The following is a 17,901-nucleotide window of genomic DNA, read 5'->3' on the forward strand; positions in this document are numbered from 1 at the left end:
TTCCTTAAACTGCATTTGCCGCACTTGCATCAGTTTGAGTTGCGGCTTTATTGTTTTTGTTTTCCATATATTTTTCTATCAGGTAGTACAAACCTGGTAACCATAGCAAAGTCAGTCCGGTTGAAGTAATTAACCCTCCCACCACTACGGTAGCCAGTGGACGCTGCACATCACTGCCAAGACCATGTGCAATTGCCGCTGGCAGCAAGCCAAGAGCAGCAACCGTTGCTGTCATCAGTACGGGGCGGAAACGTTCACGCGCCCCTTGAAGAACGACATCCTGCAGCGATAATTTTCCTTCAGCACGCAAACGGTTGAGATTTGATACCATCAAAATTCCATCCATCACTGCAACGCCGAACAGGGCGATAAAGCCGACTGCACTGGATACATTCAAAGTCATGCCGCGCAAGTGCAGGGCACATAAGCCACCTATCGCTCCCAATGGTACGGCCATCAATATCAATGCCGGTTGGCGCAGGTTCCTGAATTGCCCGAACAGCAAAACAAACATCAATGCCACGACGACGGGTAAAATCACCGCCAGTCTGGCCTGGGCACGCTGCTGGTTTTCAAACTGGCCACCCCAGGTGATCTGGAATTTGGAATGATCGTAGTTGACTTTGGATTCCACCTGTTCCTTGGCATCATCCAGGAAAGAAGCAAGGTCCCGACCTTTCAAGCCGAGTCCGACTGTCAGATGACGCTTGCCCATTTCCCGTGTGATGGTGCTTTCACCATCATCCAGACGGATGCTGGCCACTTGCGCCAGTGGGATCTTGGCACCATTTGATGATGTCAGCATCAGGCTTGCCAGTGCGTCCGGCGTGTTGCGGGATTCTTTATTGAAACGCACCCCTATGTCATAGTGGCGTTCATCAATATACAACTGGGCTACTGGTTTTCCGCCTATTCCTGTCCCTATCAAATCTGCAATGTCAGCGACATTAATACCGTACCTGGCGGAAGCTGCACGGTCCACCTCGATACGGATTTGAGGCAAGGGAGGTTCCTGTTCGATAATGACATTTTCTGCGCCAGGTACAGCTTTAAGCGTGTTTTCCACTTCCTTGGCAATACGGCGTGATTCCTTGAAATCATTGCCATAGACTTTGGCTACCAGGTCACTATGGGCACCCGCAAGCTTGTCCAGCACACCATCTATCATGGGTTGGGTGAAGCCGACGTGGATGCCTGGTAGCTGTTCAAACCGCTGGGCCATTTTTTCTATGAGTTCCTGTTTGCTCCAGCCTGATTTCCAGGTGTCATACGGATGCAGGGTGACGCTGACCTCGATGTGGGATGGTGTCCACGGATCTGTGCCTTCGTCGTTACGCCCCAGTTGTGTCACGATGGCCGACACTTCCTTGAACTCCATGGTCGCCTTCCTGAGCTCGTCGGACATACTGCTGGCCTTTTCCAGCGAAACACCGGGCGGCAAGGTGACCTGTAGCCAGATCGAACCCTCATCGAGAGTCGGTAAAAAATCGCGGCCTATACTGCCTCCCAGACTCACGACTGCAGCAAATGCAAACACAAAGGCACTGATCGTTAATCGGGGTGAGTTGACTATTTTTGCCAGTACAGGTTTATAGATGGAGGCGAATTTTTCCAGAACGGGGTTATGAAACACCTTGCGCGGTTTTTTATAGGCCTGATAAGCCAGCCCTGGTATCAGGACCAGCGAGACAACCAATGCACCAAACAGCGCAAAGCCAATCGCAAATGCCATGGGTGAAAATAATTTGTACTCAATGCGCTGAAACATGAACAGCGGCAGATAAGCGGTGATGATGACGATCATCCCAAAAAAGATGGGTTTGCTGACTTGCAGTGCCGCCGTCATGACGTCTTTTGCAGTCAGGGGTTTACCGCCGTCATCTTCAAACTTGCGCAGTATCTGTTCCATGACAACAATCGCACCATCCACCACGATACCGAAATCTATTGATCCCAGCGACAGCAAATTGGCCGGGATCTTGAAGTGGTGCATGAAAATGAAAGCGGTTAGCAAAGACATGGGAATCGTCACTGCAACGATCAGCGCTGCACGCGGACTACCCAGGAAAAGCAGCAGCACCAACGTCACCAGGAACATGCCTTCCAGCAGGGTTTTTCCGACCGTATGCAGAGTCGCTTCCACCAGCATGGTGCGGTCCAGGTAAGGCACCACCTTGACATCTTTGGGCAGGACGTTGTCATTCAAATCTTGCACTGCCGCATGTACACCTTCTAATACCTTGGATGGATTCTGGCCCTTGAGCAGTAAAGTAATGCCTTCTACCGCGTCCGGGTTTTCATTTTTCCCGAGTATGCCGCTACGTTCCTGGTTACCCAGCTTCACTTCACCGAGGTCTTTCAGCAAGACAGGTACACCATTTTTTTGGGTGATCATGATGTTGCCCAGATCATCCAGCCCACTGATAAGACCAATACCTCGCACGACAAAACCTTGTTGCCCGCGCGTCAGGATGCTACCACCGGCGCTGGCGTTATTGGCGTTGATAGCTTGCGTGATTTGCGACAGACTCAGGTTATATTTGCTCAGTTTTTCAGGGTCAAATTCCAGCAGGAACTGTGTAGTGATACCGCCAAAATTGGTGACATCGGCAACCCCCGCTACCTGTTTAAGGCGTGGGATAACCTTCCAGAACTGGAGTTCGGATAATTCACGCAGATCACGGGTTTTGGATTCCAGTGTATAGCGATATATTTCACCTATGGGTGAGGTCAGGGGGTCAAGGCCAGGTTGGGCACCATAGGGCAGCGTGACGGCGCTGATGCGCTCCTGCAAACGCTGGCGGGACCAATAATCTTCCGTGCCGTCCTGGAACACAACCGTGATCAGGGACAACCCAAACGTACTCTTGGAACGCATCACATGCATGCCAGGCGTACCCATGATCTCGCGTTCCAGCGGTATCGTGATCTGCTTTTCAACTTCTTCTGCTGCCAGACCATTGACTTGTGTTACTACTTGCGAAGTGGTGTCGGCAATATCTGGATACGCTTCGAGTGGCAATTGGTTCCAGCAATAAATGCCATACATGGCCACCAGAACGAAGACCAGCCAGACTATGCCGCGTCGGGCAAAGCTGACTTTAACGATATTTTCAATCATTGAGGAGCACTCCCTCTTTGACCACAATACGTTCACCCGCTTTCAAGCCGGAAAGGATTTCCAGTTTGTCGCCTACTTGCGCGCCAGTTTTGACAATGCGGGGTTCAAACACCCATGGTTTCTTTTCGACAAACACACGGGAATTGAAGCCATTCTGAACCAGTGCCGCAGCAGGAATAACAGGTGCCTGATGTGCCTGCCCGCTCAGATTGACCTTTGCATACATGCCAGGCTTGAAACGACCAGACTTGTTGTCAATGGCAATTCTGACCTTCACGCTGCGGGTATCGGCGTCAATGACATCACCGACATAGCGTATCTTGCCTTCGAATACTTCATTCTCGTACGCATTCAGGGTGATTTTTGCAGCTTGTCCGGCAAACACCAGCGACAAGTCTTTTTCTGCGACATTGGCCGTCATCCATACAGTTGACAAGTCAGCGACGGTCATTAAAGGCGCGTTCGTGTCGTTCCAGAAGCCACCTTGTGCCGCACTTAATTCAATGACACGCCCGGCTATAGGAGAGCGTAACTGGTACTGATGGCTACCACCATTGTCCTGGCTGACGCCGAGTTGTGTCAGCCGGGCTTTGGTCCGGCTAACTTCCGTGTTGGCCTGAGAATAGTCAGCTTCTGCCTGCTCGTAATCTTTGCGTGCTGCTATCTCTGCATCCACCAGGTCTTTCTGGCGTTGCAAGTTGCGTTTTGCCAGTAAAAGTGCGCTCTGTGCCTTGCTGGCATCACTGTATGCCGTTGCGATATCCGCAGAATCAATCGAAAACAGCACGTCACCCATGCTTACTTTGTCACCCAGGCGTTTATTCAACTGCAGTATGCGCCCGGCAACCGGGGGGACTACTTTGACAGACGTTGCTGCATCCAGCTCTATCGTGCCAGGAATGATGATGGCACGTTCTACCGGCTGTTCAGATACGGCGGCCACCGCGATGGATTTCCGTAACGGCGATGCTTCAGGCAGGCGTATTTCAGTCGCTTCCCTCACGAGAGGCAATTTGGCTTCATCTGCACCCTCTTTTTTGGAGCCCTGCGCCTCTGTTCTGTTGCAGCCAGACAGCAACATGCTCAGGCAGATGGGGGTAATCAGCATGCTAAGCATACTCAGACGGGTATTGTTCTTATTCATTTCAACCTCAAGAATTCACCCGGCTGGAAAAAACTGGCGGGTGTTTGCCTCAGCAAATAGTCAATTACAAATCACCGGGAAGAATAACAAGGCATTCTGTCGTCAACATGACAGGAGGCTGACAATAAGCTGACAAGGAAAAATAGCAGGAGTTGGGCTCTGAATAGAGGCAAAAGAGTATAGGACTTACGCAAAAGTGCCCCAGCTGCGTTGCAGCTCCTTGCCGTACTAAAGTACTGTCTTCGTCCCTGACGCCTTGCTGGGACAATTATGCGTAAGTCCTGGAGTAGAATAGCTATGTTGTTTATATGCTTATCTGGATACTCTATGCATGTCTTGTTAGTCGAAGATGACACTGTGATTGCCGATGGCATCTCCAAAAATCTCAAAGCACACGGTATGGTGATTGACGTCGTTCACAATGGTCTTGACGCGTTGTCAGCATTGCAGCGTTCCGAGATTTCCGTGATGGTGCTTGATATTGGTATTCCCGGTATTGATGGTTTTGAAGTGATCAGGCGCTTGCGTAGTCACAATGCTAACTTGCCTGTATTGCTGCTGACAGCAAGAGATTCCATCCAGGACCGTGTACACGGGCTGGAACTGGGGGCAGACGATTATCTGGTCAAACCCTTTGCGACACCAGAACTGGTAGCGCGTATCAGGGCCCTGGTCAGACGCAGTGCCCCAGAATCCGTGGCCTTGCAATTAGGTGGATTGACCCTGGACCAGACTGCCAAACGCGCACGTGTAAATGGTCAGACCATTGAATTGTCAGTACGTGAATGGGCCGTGCTGGAATACCTGATGCTGCAGGTAGCCCGTGTAGTTTCCAAGCAGCAGATCATTGATGCCATCCTGCCCTGGGGGGAAGACATCACGCTCAATGCCGTTGAAGTCTATGTCTCGCGGATACGCAGCAAAATCCTGGACGCCGGCGTCACCATCAGAACAATCAGGGGTTTTGGTTATATGCTGGAGAAAGCAAGTTGATCAACGCCAGCATACGCTTCCGGCTGTTGAAATGGCTTATCGCCCCTTTGTTGATTACCAACGTTCTTGGAGCGATCCTGATTTATCGTTTAGCCTGGGAACCTGCCAATGCTGCATTTGATGAAGGTCTGACAGATACTGCCTGGGCTCTGGTACCCAGATTAAAACTGGCAAGTGCCGATGTCGCCATTGATTTGCCACCGCAGGCTGAACAGGTATTGCGCGTGGGTCATTTTGACCCCATCTATTTCATCGTCAGAAATGCTGCCGGAAAAGCCATTGCCGGTGATGCTGACTTTCCTTCCTTGCGCACGTCCGAACATTTAAATGACCCTCTGGCTTATGACGGCATGATGCGTGGTGCCGGGATACGTGTCATTTCACTCAAGGCCATGGTGGATGGCAAGCCCGTATTCATAGGGGTAGCTGAAACCTTGAGACGTAGAAATAATATACGCTCCGAAATTTTTACGACTTTGTTGTTGATGGAAGGTTTGCTGGCAGTCATGTCCATCCTCATCGTCTGGTTTGCCGTTTCAAAAGGGCTGTTGCCGCTGAAGAAAATGCGTTCCGACCTGGATTCCCGCAGTTATGATGACTTGTCCCTGATAGACGTTAATCATAACGCGCTTGAGTTGCAACCCCTGGTACTTGCGCTGAATGATTTGCTTGCCAAAGTACAGGTGGGGGCCGCTGCGCAGCGTGATTTTGTAGCGAATGTCGCACATCAGCTCAGGACGCCACTGGCTGGCTTGAAAATGCAGATTGAATGGTTGCAGCAACGCTACGTCGCCGATGAAGAAACCAGTCGTTCAATAGAATTGATGCTGTCTTCGAGCGAGCGACTGATACGCCAGACTAATCAGTTTCTGTCATTGGCAAGGGCTGAACCCAGTCAATTTGTAGAAGCCTATCTTGAAAAAGTGGCGCTGGACAAGCTGGTTGAAGAGGCGATACAGCACTTTATTGAAGAAGCAGACAAGAAAAATATAGATCTGGGTTTCGATTTATCGCCCTGTGAAATCAAGGGGAATCGCTTTTTGTTACGCGACCTGATTGATAATCTGATTGACAATGCAATTCGTTATACGCCCGCTCAGGGAACCATTACCGTCAGTTGCGTGAATCTGGAAGATAAAGTGCTGTTGAAAGTGGACGATTCCGGTCCTGGCATTGCGCAGTCAGATCAGGAATTGATATTCAACCGTTTTTATCGCGTCAGTGACCAGTCAAATGGCAGCGGCCTGGGGCTGGCTATAGTCAGGGATATTGCAAAAGATCATAAGGCCGAGATCAAGGTGTTGACCGGTAGCCAGGGGCAAGGAACACTGTTCGAGGTGATATTTCCCCGGTATAAAAGCTGAAGCTTGCTTCAGCTTTTATACCTGTCACTATTGCTTCAGACCCTGGCCTAAGTTCGGATAATGTTCGACGTATTCACTTCACGTATATCCTTGGTACCGGTCAATGCCATACTGACATCCAGTTCCTTCTGCAAGATTTCCAGCATCTTGGTGACCCCAGCTTCACCCATGGCACCCAGGCCATACAAAAAGGCGCGCCCCACCATACTGCCTTTAGCCCCCAAGGCAGTTGCCTTCAGTATGTCTTGCCCGGTACGTATTCCGCCGTCAAACCAGACTTCAGTCTGATGACCGACCGCATCAACAATCGCTGGCAGGGCCTGTATCGATGACATGGCACCATCAAGCTGACGGCCCCCATGGTTGCTGACAACGATGGCATCGGCACCTGCGGCTACGGCCAGTTTGGCATCTTCAACATCGAGTATGCCTTTCAAAATCAGCTTGCCACCCCATTCTTTTTTGATCCAGGCAACATCGTCCCAGCTCAGGGTAGGATCAAACTGGCTGGCAGTCCATTGACTGAGTGTCAGGATGCCGTCACCGCCTTTAACATGACCGACCAGATTGCCAAAGGTTTTTCGACCAGCCAGGGCACGCAAGGCCCAGGCTGGTTTGGTCGCCAGATCCAGAATATTCGCCAATGTCAGCCTTGGTGGTACCGACATGCCATTCTTCAGATCTTTATGGCGTTGCCCCAGAATCTGTAAATCCAGCGTCAATACCAGGGCTGAACATTTGGCGTCTTTGGCGCGCTGTATCATCTCTTTCACAAAGCCACGGTCACGCATCACATACAACTGAAACCAGAAAGGTTTAGTGGTGACGCTGGCGACATCTTCTATCGAACATATGCTCATGGTTGACAGTGTGAATGGGATGCCAAATTTTTCTGCTGCGATGGCACCCAGCATCTCACCGTTAGCCCATTGCATGCCCGTCAAACCTGTTGGTGCGATTGCCACCGGCATACTGACGTCCTGGCCTATCATGGTGGTGCGGGTGGAACGGTGTTCAACATTGATGGCGACGCGCTGTCTTAATTTAATGGCAGCCAGATCGCTGGTATTGGCCTTGTATGTCGATTCCGTGTAAGAGCCGCTGTCGGCATAATCATAAAATGCTTTGGGTACGCGCTTTTTGGCGAGCAGGCGCAGGTCTTCTACACAGGTAATGACAGGCATGGGGTTACTCCGGCTAAAATATTGGGTAGGGCAAGTGTAGATGATAAGTAACTAGCCATGGCGGAAAAGCTTTCAGACTTATGATGAAGGAATTTCAGCATCATTCTTCATCACAAGTCCTAAAACTGGTTATTTACTCAAGAAATTGATCGGATATCAGACTACGCATCCATTGATTGCCTGCATCCTGATTGTAGCGGCGGTGCCAGAACATATTGGTTTGCAGGGCAGGTAAACGCAACGGGGATTTGACATAGCGCAAACCAAAGGGGGCGGCAGCCCGTTCGGCCAGTTTTTGTGGCACCGTGACCAGCAAATCATTGCAACTGACAATATACGGTACGGCAACAAAGTGCGGGACGCGCAAATGACTGGCCGCGCTGATGCCGGCTTTTTCCAGACTTTGATTGACCTTTGCATAAGGGTTTTCCTTGGACGCAACAATCAAATGACGTGCTGCCAGAAAATCCTTCATATCCAGCTTGTCCGCCGCCAGCGGATGGCTTTGCCGGAACAGACAGACATAATTTTGCCGGAACAGACGCCGCTGATACCAGGCATCCGACAAGTGATCAAAGGCACCTATGGCCAGATCAACCCGGCCTGATTCCATTTCTGTTTTCAAATCGATATCACTGGCACGTACCGTAGATAGTTGAACTTGCGGTGCCAGCGTATGCAGATGTTCTGCCAGGATGGGCATGAAATACACTTCCCCGACATCGGTCATGGCGATGGTGAAGTGACGCTTGCTGCTGGCAGGGTCGAAATTTTCCTGACGGTTCAGGGCCTGGGTGATATGGGTAAGTGCCAGGGCAACGGGTTCGGCCAGTTGCTCGGCCAGCGCTGTTGGCTGCATGCCTGTTGCCGTACGTACAAACAGTTCATCATCAAAACAGCGCCTTAGTCTGGCCAAAGCATTGCTGACCGCTGGTTGCGACAGGTTCAGCTTGCGCGCGACGGAAGATATCTGGCGGTCCTGATAAACCTCTTGAAACACTACCAGCAAGTTCAGATCTATGTCTTTGGGTTCCAGCATAATATTTCAGTATTGTTGTCCAGTATTATTGATTTGGTGAATGTGGTACATTTTTGTATTTATATCGTAAAACGGCGAGCTTTGCATTAAAGTTTGTTTCTGTGTACATCTATATGGCAGGAATCGACATGAACAAGCATGATGCAAGAGAGGCTCAACTTCACTACCAGACTGGTTTTGTAAATGAATTTGCGACTGAGGCATTACCGGACGCCTTGCCTAAAAGCCAGAATTCCCCGCAGAAATGTGCTTATGGTCTGTACGCCGAGCAAATTTCCGGTACAGCCTTCACCGCGCCACGCCATGCAAACCGCCGCTCCTGGTTTTACCGCATACGGCCTGCCGCCATGCACCAGCCGTTTAAGCAAGTCAGCAATGGTCGTATGACCAATGACTTTGGCGCAATGCCAAGCACCCCAAATCAATTGCGCTGGGACCCGATGCCCATGCCAGCTGAGGCAACAGATTTCATCGATGGCTGGATGACCATGGCCGGTAATGGCTCCGCTGACGCTCAGGCAGGTTGTGCTATCCACATCTACACCGCCAATCGTGACATGAGCACGCGGTTTTATTACAACGCCGATGCTGAATTGCTCATCATCCCCCAGCAAGGCCGCCTGCATATCCGTACCGAAATGGGCTTGCTGGATATAGAGCCGCAAGAAATCGCCGTCATACCACGTGGCATACGCTTCCAGGTGCATTTGCCGGATGGTGAAGCACGTGGCTATGTCTGTGAAAACTTTGGATCCATGTTGAAATTGCCCGATCTGGGTGTGATCGGTTCCAATGGCCTGGCCAATCCGCGTGATTTTCAAACGCCTGTTGCCTGGTATGAAGATAAAGAAGGTGATTTTGAATTGCTGGCCAAGTTCAGTGGCAATTTGTGGTCAGCAAAGATAGCTCACTCACCGCTGGATGTCGTGGCCTGGCATGGCAATTTTGCGCCTTACAAATATGACTTGCGCCATTTCAATACAATAGGCTCTATCAGCTACGATCATCCTGATCCTTCCATCTTCCTGGTCTTGCAGGCTGTTAGCGATACGCCGGGTGTGGATACCATAGACTTCGTGATCTTCCCTCCACGCTGGCTGGCGGCAGAAAACACTTTCCGCCCACCCTGGTTCCACCGCAATATTGCCAGTGAATTCATGGGACTGATCCATGGTCAGTATGATGCGAAATCGACCGGCTTCCGCCCGGGTGGTGCCAGCTTGCATAACTGCATGAGCGGCCATGGCCCAGATGCGCCGACATTTGACAAGGCATCAACCATTGATACCAGTACGCCACATAAAGTCGATGACACCATGGCCTTTATGATAGAAACGCGTACTATCATCAAACCTGCGCGTGCGGCCATGGAATCCGCACAATTGCAGGCTGACTATTACCAATGCTGGCAAGGCATCAAGAAAAATTTTAATCCGGAGCAAAAATAAATGACGGTACAACTCAATGAAACCCATGATGTGAGCTTGCGCAGCTGGGTAGCGTCAGCCAATCAGGCGGAGACGGATTTCCCTCTGCAAAATTTGCCATATGGCGTGTTCCGTCGTCAAGGCAGCAATCAGTCTTACCGCATCGGTATTGCCATTGGTGACCAGATACTTGATCTGGCTGCCGCCCATGCGGCGCATGCCTTTGCCGGCTATACAGATTTGCAGGGCGGGCATTTCACCAATGCCGTCAATGCCAATAACTTGAATGCCCTGATGGCGCTTGGTGCACCAGTGTGGTCGGCATTGCGCCTGGCTCTGTCACGTGTCTTGCGCGAAGGTGCAAGTCTGCAAGGGGCATTGCAAGCCTGCCTGCTGGCGCAAAGTGCGGCAGAATTTGCCTTGCCGGCGCAGATTGGTGATTACACCGATTTTTATACATCCGTTCATCATGCGACGGCAGTTGGTAAATTATTCCGCCCGGATAATCCTTTGCTACCCAACTATAAGTGGGTGCCTATCGGTTATCACGGACGTGCTTCTTCCATAGGCGTATCTGGTCAGCAATTCCGTCGTCCCATAGGCCAGACCAAACCACCAACATCCGAGACGCCAGTGTTTGGTCCAGCCAAGCGCATGGATTATGAAATGGAAATCGGCATTTTCGTCGGCCCGGGCAATGCGTTGGGTGATGTCATCAATATGGAGCAGGCAGAATCCCATATATTTGGCCTGTGCCTGTTGAATGACTGGTCGGCCCGCGATGTACAGGCATGGGAATACCAGCCGCTTGGCCCTTTCCTTGCCAAGAATTTTGCTTCCACTATCTCACCCTGGGTAGTCACGCTGGAAGCGCTGGCACCTTACCGCCATGCATGGACACGCGATGCTGAAGATCCGCAACCCATGGCTTATCTGGACGCGCCAGATTTACGTGACAGCGGTGCCTTCGATATACAACTGGAAGTCTTGTTGCAGACAGAAAAAATGCGTGCAGCAGCGGCACCTGCCGAGCGTTTGTCGTTGTCAAATTTCCGTCATTCGTACTGGACGATTTCTCAACTGATCACGCATCATACGGTCAACGGTTGCAATCTCAATCCTGGTGATTTACTGGGGTCGGGTACGCAATCTGGTCCTTTGGCAGAAGAAGCTGGCTCTCTGCTGGAGTTGACTGAAGGAGGCAAGAAGGCGCTGACCTTGAGTAATGGTGAGCAGCGCATTTTCATGGAAGATGGCGATAGCATCATTATGCGTGGCTGGGCGCAGAAAGAGGGATGTGCGCGTATCGGGTTTGGTGAAGTGGTGGGGACTTTGTTGCCAGCAAGGGTTTGGTAGCTGTTTTTTTCAGTCAATATTCGTTGATTGAAGATTGCTGGCCGGTGGTAGACCGGCGGCTACCCACCTTTTTGCTTCGCCAAAAAGGTGGGCCAAAAAGGCGACCGAGGCGTCGCCACCCCTGCGGGGTTCCCGTTTATGCGATACAAAAAATGGGAAGATCCGAAACTCGCTTCGCTCAGACATCGGCTCTTCTATTTCCATTTTCTGTATCGCACAAACGGTGTCGACACATCGGAACTGCAAAAGTCAAGAGCAACGTCATCCCGACCGGTATTTTCTTTTTTCGGGGTTCAATAATTCACTCTTTCTGTTCAAAGATAACAAAGATAAAGACAAAAAATAATCTTCACTATCCCTGATAGAAATATATCGCTAAACCGCGCTTTTAAATCTGCACCCAGTTACCCTTGAATATAATCGGTCCAGATGGCTTCTCAGGATTACCTGAACCACCTTTCGGTTCCAGCGTGACTGCCAGCAAAGGTACGCTGTCGGCTGTCATGTTGGCAGGCATGGGCAGGGTGATGATGCCCTTGTCGGCGACCAGACCCAGGGATTTGACCTTGCCATCCTTGCCGACTGCCCACAACTCTAAACTCTTGTCAGCAGCGATGTTTTGCGCTGTCACCATGCGTATCTGCAACTGACCACGTTTGCTGTCGCCAGTAATGACGGCAATGGCCTGTGATTTTTCATCTGACAGCGTTGCTACATAATTATTTTGTGGTGCGACTGGTTGGTCTACCTGTTTGTTGAGCATGACAGAAATCAAGACCACTGCAACCGTGGTTGAGAACATGCCTAGTCCACGCCAGAATGCCAGGTCTTCACGCAGATTGCGCCAGTACGCCCAGCGGTCTTCGGTTTTCGGCAGATTCAGGCGTTTTTCCAATGCGGGCCAGACACTGGCCGGTGCAGCCACTGGCTGTGTAAATTCAGCCATGGGCAGCAGATGTGCTTCCCATCGGCCAACTACCTGACGCAGGGCGGCATCCTGTTTGATCCATGCTTCAAAGCGGCGACGGGCACCGCCGCGCAGGGTTCCCAGTACATATTCAGAAGCCAGTTTTTCCTGCAGGGCTGGATTATTTTTGACTTGGTGCAAATTCATTATGCCTCCAGACGAGTGAGGCAGGTGCGCAACTTGTCGAGTCCGCGTCTGATCCAGGTTTTCACTGTCCCTATGGGCAGTTTCATATGTTCTGCCACTTCACTATGTGACAGGTCGTGGAAAAATGCCATCGCCATTGCTTGCCTGTGCAATCCCTCCAGACGTGACATGCAGGATGCCAGCGCTTTGGCATCCTGTGTCAATTCCAGCGTCTGTGCTGGCGTCGGTTCATTGCTTTCCATGGCTTGCATGATTCCCATATCAAAATTGTCAGCATCAATTTCCACGTCATGGTCAACACGACGCAAGAGATCGAAAGCGCGATTGCGTACGATAGTTGTCATCCAGGTCATGGGTGCTGCCAGACCGGCCTGATAACTGCCTGCGTTATTCCAGATGTTGACAAAACTCTCTTGTAAAACCTCTTCTGCCAACTCACGCTTAACTAATATACGTAGCGCGAAGCCAAACAGTTTCGCTGAAGTGGCGTCATACAGAGATTTAAATGCCTGCGCGTCTTTACGGGCGACGCCGGCTAGCCAATTCTGTAACTGGCTGGTATCCAGAGCGGCAGTGGGCAATTGCTTATCCAATCTTGGCTGTCGGTTATATAAGTTTTAATGAGGTGCTTTAAGCAGACATGGGCACAACTGGCGTGATTCTAGTCGATTTCCAATTTATACACAGAATACGATATCAAGACTTGTTGCTTTCTGCATGCACAAACAGAGAAGGATGCTGTTCTGCAAATTCCCGTAACAGATTCCAGACCACACGCACCCTTTGCAGGCGATACAAATCACTCGGCGCTGCCAGCCAGTAAGAACGTTCAGTAAAGAAACTGTCTTGCAAAACAGGTACCAGTGTGCCGCTGGCAGGGATGGCGTAAGGCGGTGCCATGATCAGGCCCAGACCAGCAGCGGCAGCCTCACATTGGGCCATCATGCCGGTACAGCAAAGACGTCGCCTGGGTGTAAAACCCAGTTTGTCGAGAAAATTCAATTCGGTACTGGCCAGTCTGTCCTGTACATAATCGACAAAATCATGCTGGGCCAGATCGGCTTCATTGCGTATCGGCGCATGGCGTGCCAGATAGTCGGGCGACGCATATAGATTCAGGCGAAAAGTGGCCAGACGGGTGAAGATATAGCGACCAGTATTCGGTGGGTCCAGCGTCACGCCGAGGTCGGCTTCGCGGTTGGCCAGGTTGGCAAAGCGTGGCTGTACCAGCAAATCGATGCTGAGATCGGGATGATCTTTCAACAAACCCGCCAGCAAGGGCGCTATTACAAGAGTGCCAAACATTTCCGGCACACCCAGCCTTACCACGCCATGGGCAGACACGCTGGCGGCACCGAGTTGATCAGTAGCGGTCAGGGCGGCGCTTTCCATTGCTTCCGCATGGGGTAGCAGGGCATGCCCCATTTCAGTCAGCTCATAACCTTCGCGGCTGCGGTCAAACAAGGTGGAGCCCAGCTGGGTTTCCAGCCGGTCTATACGTCGTGCGACTGTGGTGTGTTCGACACCCAAACGACGCGATGCGCCAGATAGCGTGCCAGCACGGGCAAGCTCCAGAAAATAACGCAGGTCGGTCCATTCAGGCATGCTATTCATGCGACCAATTGTGCGACAAAGCACATTCGACAGCAAGCCATAATGCATTTCTTCTTTGCAATAATGAAATAATTAGGGATTTTGCACAACAACTGGGCAGTATTATTCGCTCTATCTTCACTCTGATGTGCATTAATGCACAAAGGGTGGGCACGCATGCGCTTTCTAGGTTTTTTCTTTCCGTGCACACTGCCTGCCATGCGACATACAACAAGTATAGAGCGCACATAAAAAAATACAGGAGACAGAGATGAACCAGAGCAAGAGAAAGCAGAAATTGTTACGCCGGTCCGCCGCAGCATTGATTGCCTTGTCGGGCAGTGGCCTGGCTCAGGCGCAGACGACTACAGCAGGCAACGAGGCAGCAACATCAGCCGAGCCAACCACAGTAGTGGTAACGGCTCGTCGCCGCGAAGAATCCTTACAGGATGTGCCGGTATCAGTGACAGCTTTCTCTGCCGATCAGCTCTCGAAAACGGCAGTACCCGACATCGTTGGTCTGGTTCAGGTCTTGCCCAACACCACCATGAAAGCTTCACGCGCCACCAATTCTACGCTGACCGCCTTCATTCGTGGCGTTGGGCAGCAAGACCCGCTGGCCGGTTTTGAAGCCGGTGTCGGCATATATCTGGACGATGTGTATATCGCTCGCCCGCAAGGTGCGGTGGCAGACATCTATGATGTTGAACGCATAGAAGTCTTGCGCGGCCCTCAGGGCACTTTGTATGGACGTAACACCATAGGTGGTGCCGTCAAATATGTGACACGCAAACTGCAACCCGAAACCGATGTGCGTCTGAAAGCTACGGTCGGCACTTACGGCCAGACCGATGCTGTACTGACTGCCAGTACCCCTGTATCTGATACTCTCAGGGTCGGTGCCACTCTGGCAAAATTTAAACGCAATGGTTATGGCACAAACTTGCTGACCGGTGCTGAGAATTACGACAAAGACGTGGCTGCTGCCCGCCTGACTGCAGAGTTCACGCCGAACTCCAATTTGTTCATACGTGTTTCTGCCGACACTACCCAGGATGACTCCAGTCCCAAAAACGGTTATCGCCTGACAGTAGGTAATGCCAGTAAAGCACCGATACTGGACAATGTATTTGATACCCGCGCCAACCTGACCACAGCCCTTGGTCACTTACAACAAGTCAAACAATCAGGTGGGTCTGCTTTGGTTGAATGGCAGATCAATAATGAATTGACGCTGAAATCAATTACTGCCAGCCGTCGTGATACATCGTATGCACCGATCGACTTTGATTCTTTGCCGGTGGTTGATCTGGAAGCACCCGCTGTTTACAAAAACCGCCAGTTCAGCCAGGAATTGCAACTCAGCTATAGCGGCAAGACCATACAGGGTGTGGCCGGTGTCTACTATATTGATGCCAATGCCTACAACAAGTTCGATACCTTATTGAATGGTGCTTTACCTCTGTCTGTCTATACCATGGGCGATGTTGATACCAAGGCCTGGGCCGTGTTTGCCGATGGCAGCATGAGCTTGTCTGACACTATCAGTGTTTCTGTCGGTGGCAGGTATACTTCGGACACGCGCCAGGCAGCGATCTTGCGGCAATTGTATCTGGGTACCAAGGGCTCCCCGGAAATGGGAACCCCTGGTGCAGTCTTGTTCCGTACCGACACTAATCTCAGCAAGACTGATCTGGACCGTACTGATACCAAGTTCACACCGCGTCTGTCATTGAACTGGAAAGCTAATGCTGACAATAATGTGTATGCATCCTGGTCGCAGGGTTTTAAAGGTGGTGGCTTTGATCCGCGCCTGAATGTGGTCGGTACCAAGATTAGTTTGAGCAAGGCAAAAGCAGGCTATGAGCCGGAAGAAATCGAAACAGTGGAACTGGGCTTGAAGTCTCAATTCGACAAGGGTCGCATCATGACCAATGCCGCATTGTTCTTCAGTAATTACAAGAATGTGCAAATACCTGGCTCGGTCGCAGTGGATACCGACGGTGACGGCAAGGATGACAATTTCGCTGGCGTCACTACCAACGCTGGCAAGGCCCGCATCAAGGGCTTCGAGCTGGAAGCCACGGCCCGTATCACGGATGCCTTTCGCCTGTCTGGCATGTTCAGTTATATCGACGCCAAGTACACGCAATTTATCGTCGCTGGTGTAGATGTCGCCAGCCAGAAGGTATTTCAGAATACACCAAAGCAATCAGCAAACCTGACTGCCAGCTATGACTGGCCGATGAACATGGTTGGCAGAAATGGAACCTTGACTTTGATCTCCAGCTATTCGTATCGCGCTGCCACCAATCAGTTTGAAACACCAAATGCCTTGCTGGATCAGGATGCTTATTCACTGTGGGATGCCAGTCTGGTCTGGACTAGCACCGACAAGCGCTTGCGTGCTGGTCTGCATGGCAAGAACCTCAGCAATACGCATTACAAGGTTGCCGGTTACCTGTTCCCTACACTGGGTCTGGAAGGTACAACCACAGCTTTTTATGGCAATCCAAGAACTGTCTCAGCGACGGTTGAATACCGTTTCTAGTCTGGCGACAGCGAGAGGATATTCTTAAGTGACTACTTTCACTGACATCAGCTTTACCAGTACTGATGGCCTGCAACTGTATGCGCGGGATTATGCGTCGCGTGGAGGGCAGGCCAAATGTGCGGTCATCTGCATACATGGGCTGACCCGCAACTCTGGCGATTTTGAAGACCTGGCACCATGGATAGCGGCGCAGGGCAGGCGCGTGATTGCGGTCGATGTCAGGGGGCGTGGACGTTCTCAGCATGATGCTGATCCTGCACACTACAACTCTGCCACGTATGCAAATGATGTGATCAAGCTTGCCAGCGACCTGGGCATTGCCAGGGCTGTATTCATAGGGACCTCCATGGGGGGCATCATCACCATGACCCTGGCCTTGCGCAAACTGAAACTGATCGCAGCCGCTATCCTCAATGACGTTGGCCCGGCATTGTCTCCCAAAGGATTGGGGCGGATCGCCGGGTTTGCCGGCAAAGGTGTGCAGGTACAAAACTGGGAAGAAGCAACGCAATACATACGCCAGGTCAACCTGTCCGCTTTTCCCGACAACAGTATGGAAGAGTGGGGCAGGTGGGCCAGGCGGGCTTTTGCCGAAAATGTCGAGGGCAGACTGGTCTTGCAATATGATCCGAATATCGCAAGGCCACTGCAAAATGGCCAGTTAAAGGCCAGGTCCTGGGTCGCCAATTTTGCTTTTCGCCGTCTCACTAAAAATCACCCCACGCTGTTGATACGTGGCGGTTTATCGGATTTGCTGGAGCCTGAACAACTCGCTTATATGCAAAGCATGGCCCCTGCCATGCAGTATGCCGAAGTGAATGGTGTCGGTCATGCCCCCATGCTGATGGAAGCGCCGGCAAAAAAAGCGATAAAGGAATTTTTAGACACAGTAGATTAGACGAATTGCAGTATGCTTATATGCATTGTCAAAAAGAGCAGAAAATGCCGCTGACAAAAGCATGCCACTTTCAATATTAGGACTTACGCAAAATTGTCCCAACAAGGCGCAGCG

At 51.1% G+C, this 17,901-nt stretch carries 13 protein-coding genes; 6 read left to right on the forward strand and 7 right to left on the reverse strand.

What is annotated here, in order from left to right:
• Window positions 1-4: 4 nt before the first annotated feature.
• Complete coding sequence (locus AC1RVX_RS25350; RefSeq protein ID WP_493219355.1) at window positions 5-3,121, reverse strand: efflux RND transporter permease subunit; 3,117 nt, start codon at window positions 3,119-3,121, stop codon at window positions 5-7.
• A complete protein-coding gene (locus AC1RVX_RS25355) occupies window positions 3,114-4,265 on the reverse strand; it encodes an efflux RND transporter periplasmic adaptor subunit (RefSeq protein ID WP_493219356.1) in 1,152 nt (383 codons plus the stop codon). The genes AC1RVX_RS25350 and AC1RVX_RS25355 overlap by 8 nt, the downstream gene beginning before the upstream one ends.
• A gap of 327 nt (window positions 4,266-4,592) precedes the next feature.
• On the opposite strand from AC1RVX_RS25355, the gene AC1RVX_RS25360 reads away from it, so the two are divergent.
• Window positions 4,593-5,258, forward strand: a complete 666-nt coding sequence (locus tag AC1RVX_RS25360) for a response regulator transcription factor (protein WP_493219357.1) — start codon at window positions 4,593-4,595, stop codon at window positions 5,256-5,258.
• On the forward strand, window positions 5,255-6,622 hold the full coding sequence (locus tag AC1RVX_RS25365; protein ID WP_493219358.1) for a sensor histidine kinase N-terminal domain-containing protein: 1,368 nt from the start codon (window positions 5,255-5,257) through the stop codon (window positions 6,620-6,622). The genes AC1RVX_RS25360 and AC1RVX_RS25365 overlap by 4 nt, the downstream gene beginning before the upstream one ends.
• A 47-nt stretch (window positions 6,623-6,669) precedes the next feature.
• Here AC1RVX_RS25365 and AC1RVX_RS25370 read toward each other — a convergent pair whose 3' ends face one another.
• Together AC1RVX_RS25370 and AC1RVX_RS25375 are read right to left on the reverse strand one after the other, a co-directional pair.
• A complete protein-coding gene (locus AC1RVX_RS25370; protein WP_493219359.1) occupies window positions 6,670-7,806 on the reverse strand; it encodes an alpha-hydroxy acid oxidase in 1,137 nt (378 codons plus the stop codon).
• Between the two features lie 133 nt (window positions 7,807-7,939).
• Window positions 7,940-8,845 (reverse strand): LysR family transcriptional regulator, encoded by a 906-nt coding sequence (locus AC1RVX_RS25375; protein WP_493219360.1) that lies wholly within the window; start codon window positions 8,843-8,845, stop codon window positions 7,940-7,942.
• Between the two features lie 128 nt (window positions 8,846-8,973).
• On the opposite strand from AC1RVX_RS25375, the gene hmgA reads away from it, so the two are divergent.
• A complete protein-coding gene (gene hmgA / locus AC1RVX_RS25380; RefSeq protein WP_493219361.1) occupies window positions 8,974-10,293 on the forward strand; it encodes a homogentisate 1,2-dioxygenase in 1,320 nt (439 codons plus the stop codon).
• Window positions 10,294-11,628, forward strand: a complete 1,335-nt coding sequence (fahA, locus tag AC1RVX_RS25385) for a fumarylacetoacetase (protein WP_493219362.1) — start codon at window positions 10,294-10,296, stop codon at window positions 11,626-11,628.
• Between the two features lie 388 nt (window positions 11,629-12,016).
• On the opposite strand, the gene AC1RVX_RS25390 is transcribed toward fahA, so the two are convergent.
• From AC1RVX_RS25390 to AC1RVX_RS25400, 3 genes are all read right to left on the reverse strand, one after another.
• Window positions 12,017-12,742: an anti-sigma factor gene (locus AC1RVX_RS25390; RefSeq protein WP_493219363.1), complete on the reverse strand. Its 726-nt coding sequence runs from the start codon at window positions 12,740-12,742 to the stop codon at window positions 12,017-12,019.
• Entirely contained in the window at window positions 12,742-13,323 is a 582-nt protein-coding gene (locus tag AC1RVX_RS25395) for a sigma-70 family RNA polymerase sigma factor (protein WP_493219364.1), read from the reverse strand. Before AC1RVX_RS25395 ends, AC1RVX_RS25390 begins: the two co-directional genes overlap by 1 nt.
• A 115-nt stretch (window positions 13,324-13,438) precedes the next feature.
• On the reverse strand, window positions 13,439-14,356 hold the full coding sequence (locus tag AC1RVX_RS25400; protein WP_493219365.1) for a LysR family transcriptional regulator: 918 nt from the start codon (window positions 14,354-14,356) through the stop codon (window positions 13,439-13,441).
• A 250-nt stretch (window positions 14,357-14,606) separates the two neighbouring features.
• On the opposite strand from AC1RVX_RS25400, the gene AC1RVX_RS25405 reads away from it, so the two are divergent.
• Together AC1RVX_RS25405 and AC1RVX_RS25410 are read left to right on the forward strand one after the other, a co-directional pair.
• Complete coding sequence (locus AC1RVX_RS25405) at window positions 14,607-16,886, forward strand: TonB-dependent receptor (RefSeq protein ID WP_493219366.1); 2,280 nt, start codon at window positions 14,607-14,609, stop codon at window positions 16,884-16,886.
• A gap of 28 nt (window positions 16,887-16,914) precedes the next feature.
• Window positions 16,915-17,787 (forward strand): alpha/beta fold hydrolase, encoded by an 873-nt coding sequence (locus AC1RVX_RS25410; protein WP_493219367.1) that lies wholly within the window; start codon window positions 16,915-16,917, stop codon window positions 17,785-17,787.
• Window positions 17,788-17,901: the final 114 nt, after the last annotated feature.

It is taken from the genome of Undibacterium sp. GW821-FHT11B02 (genome assembly GCF_058808955.1).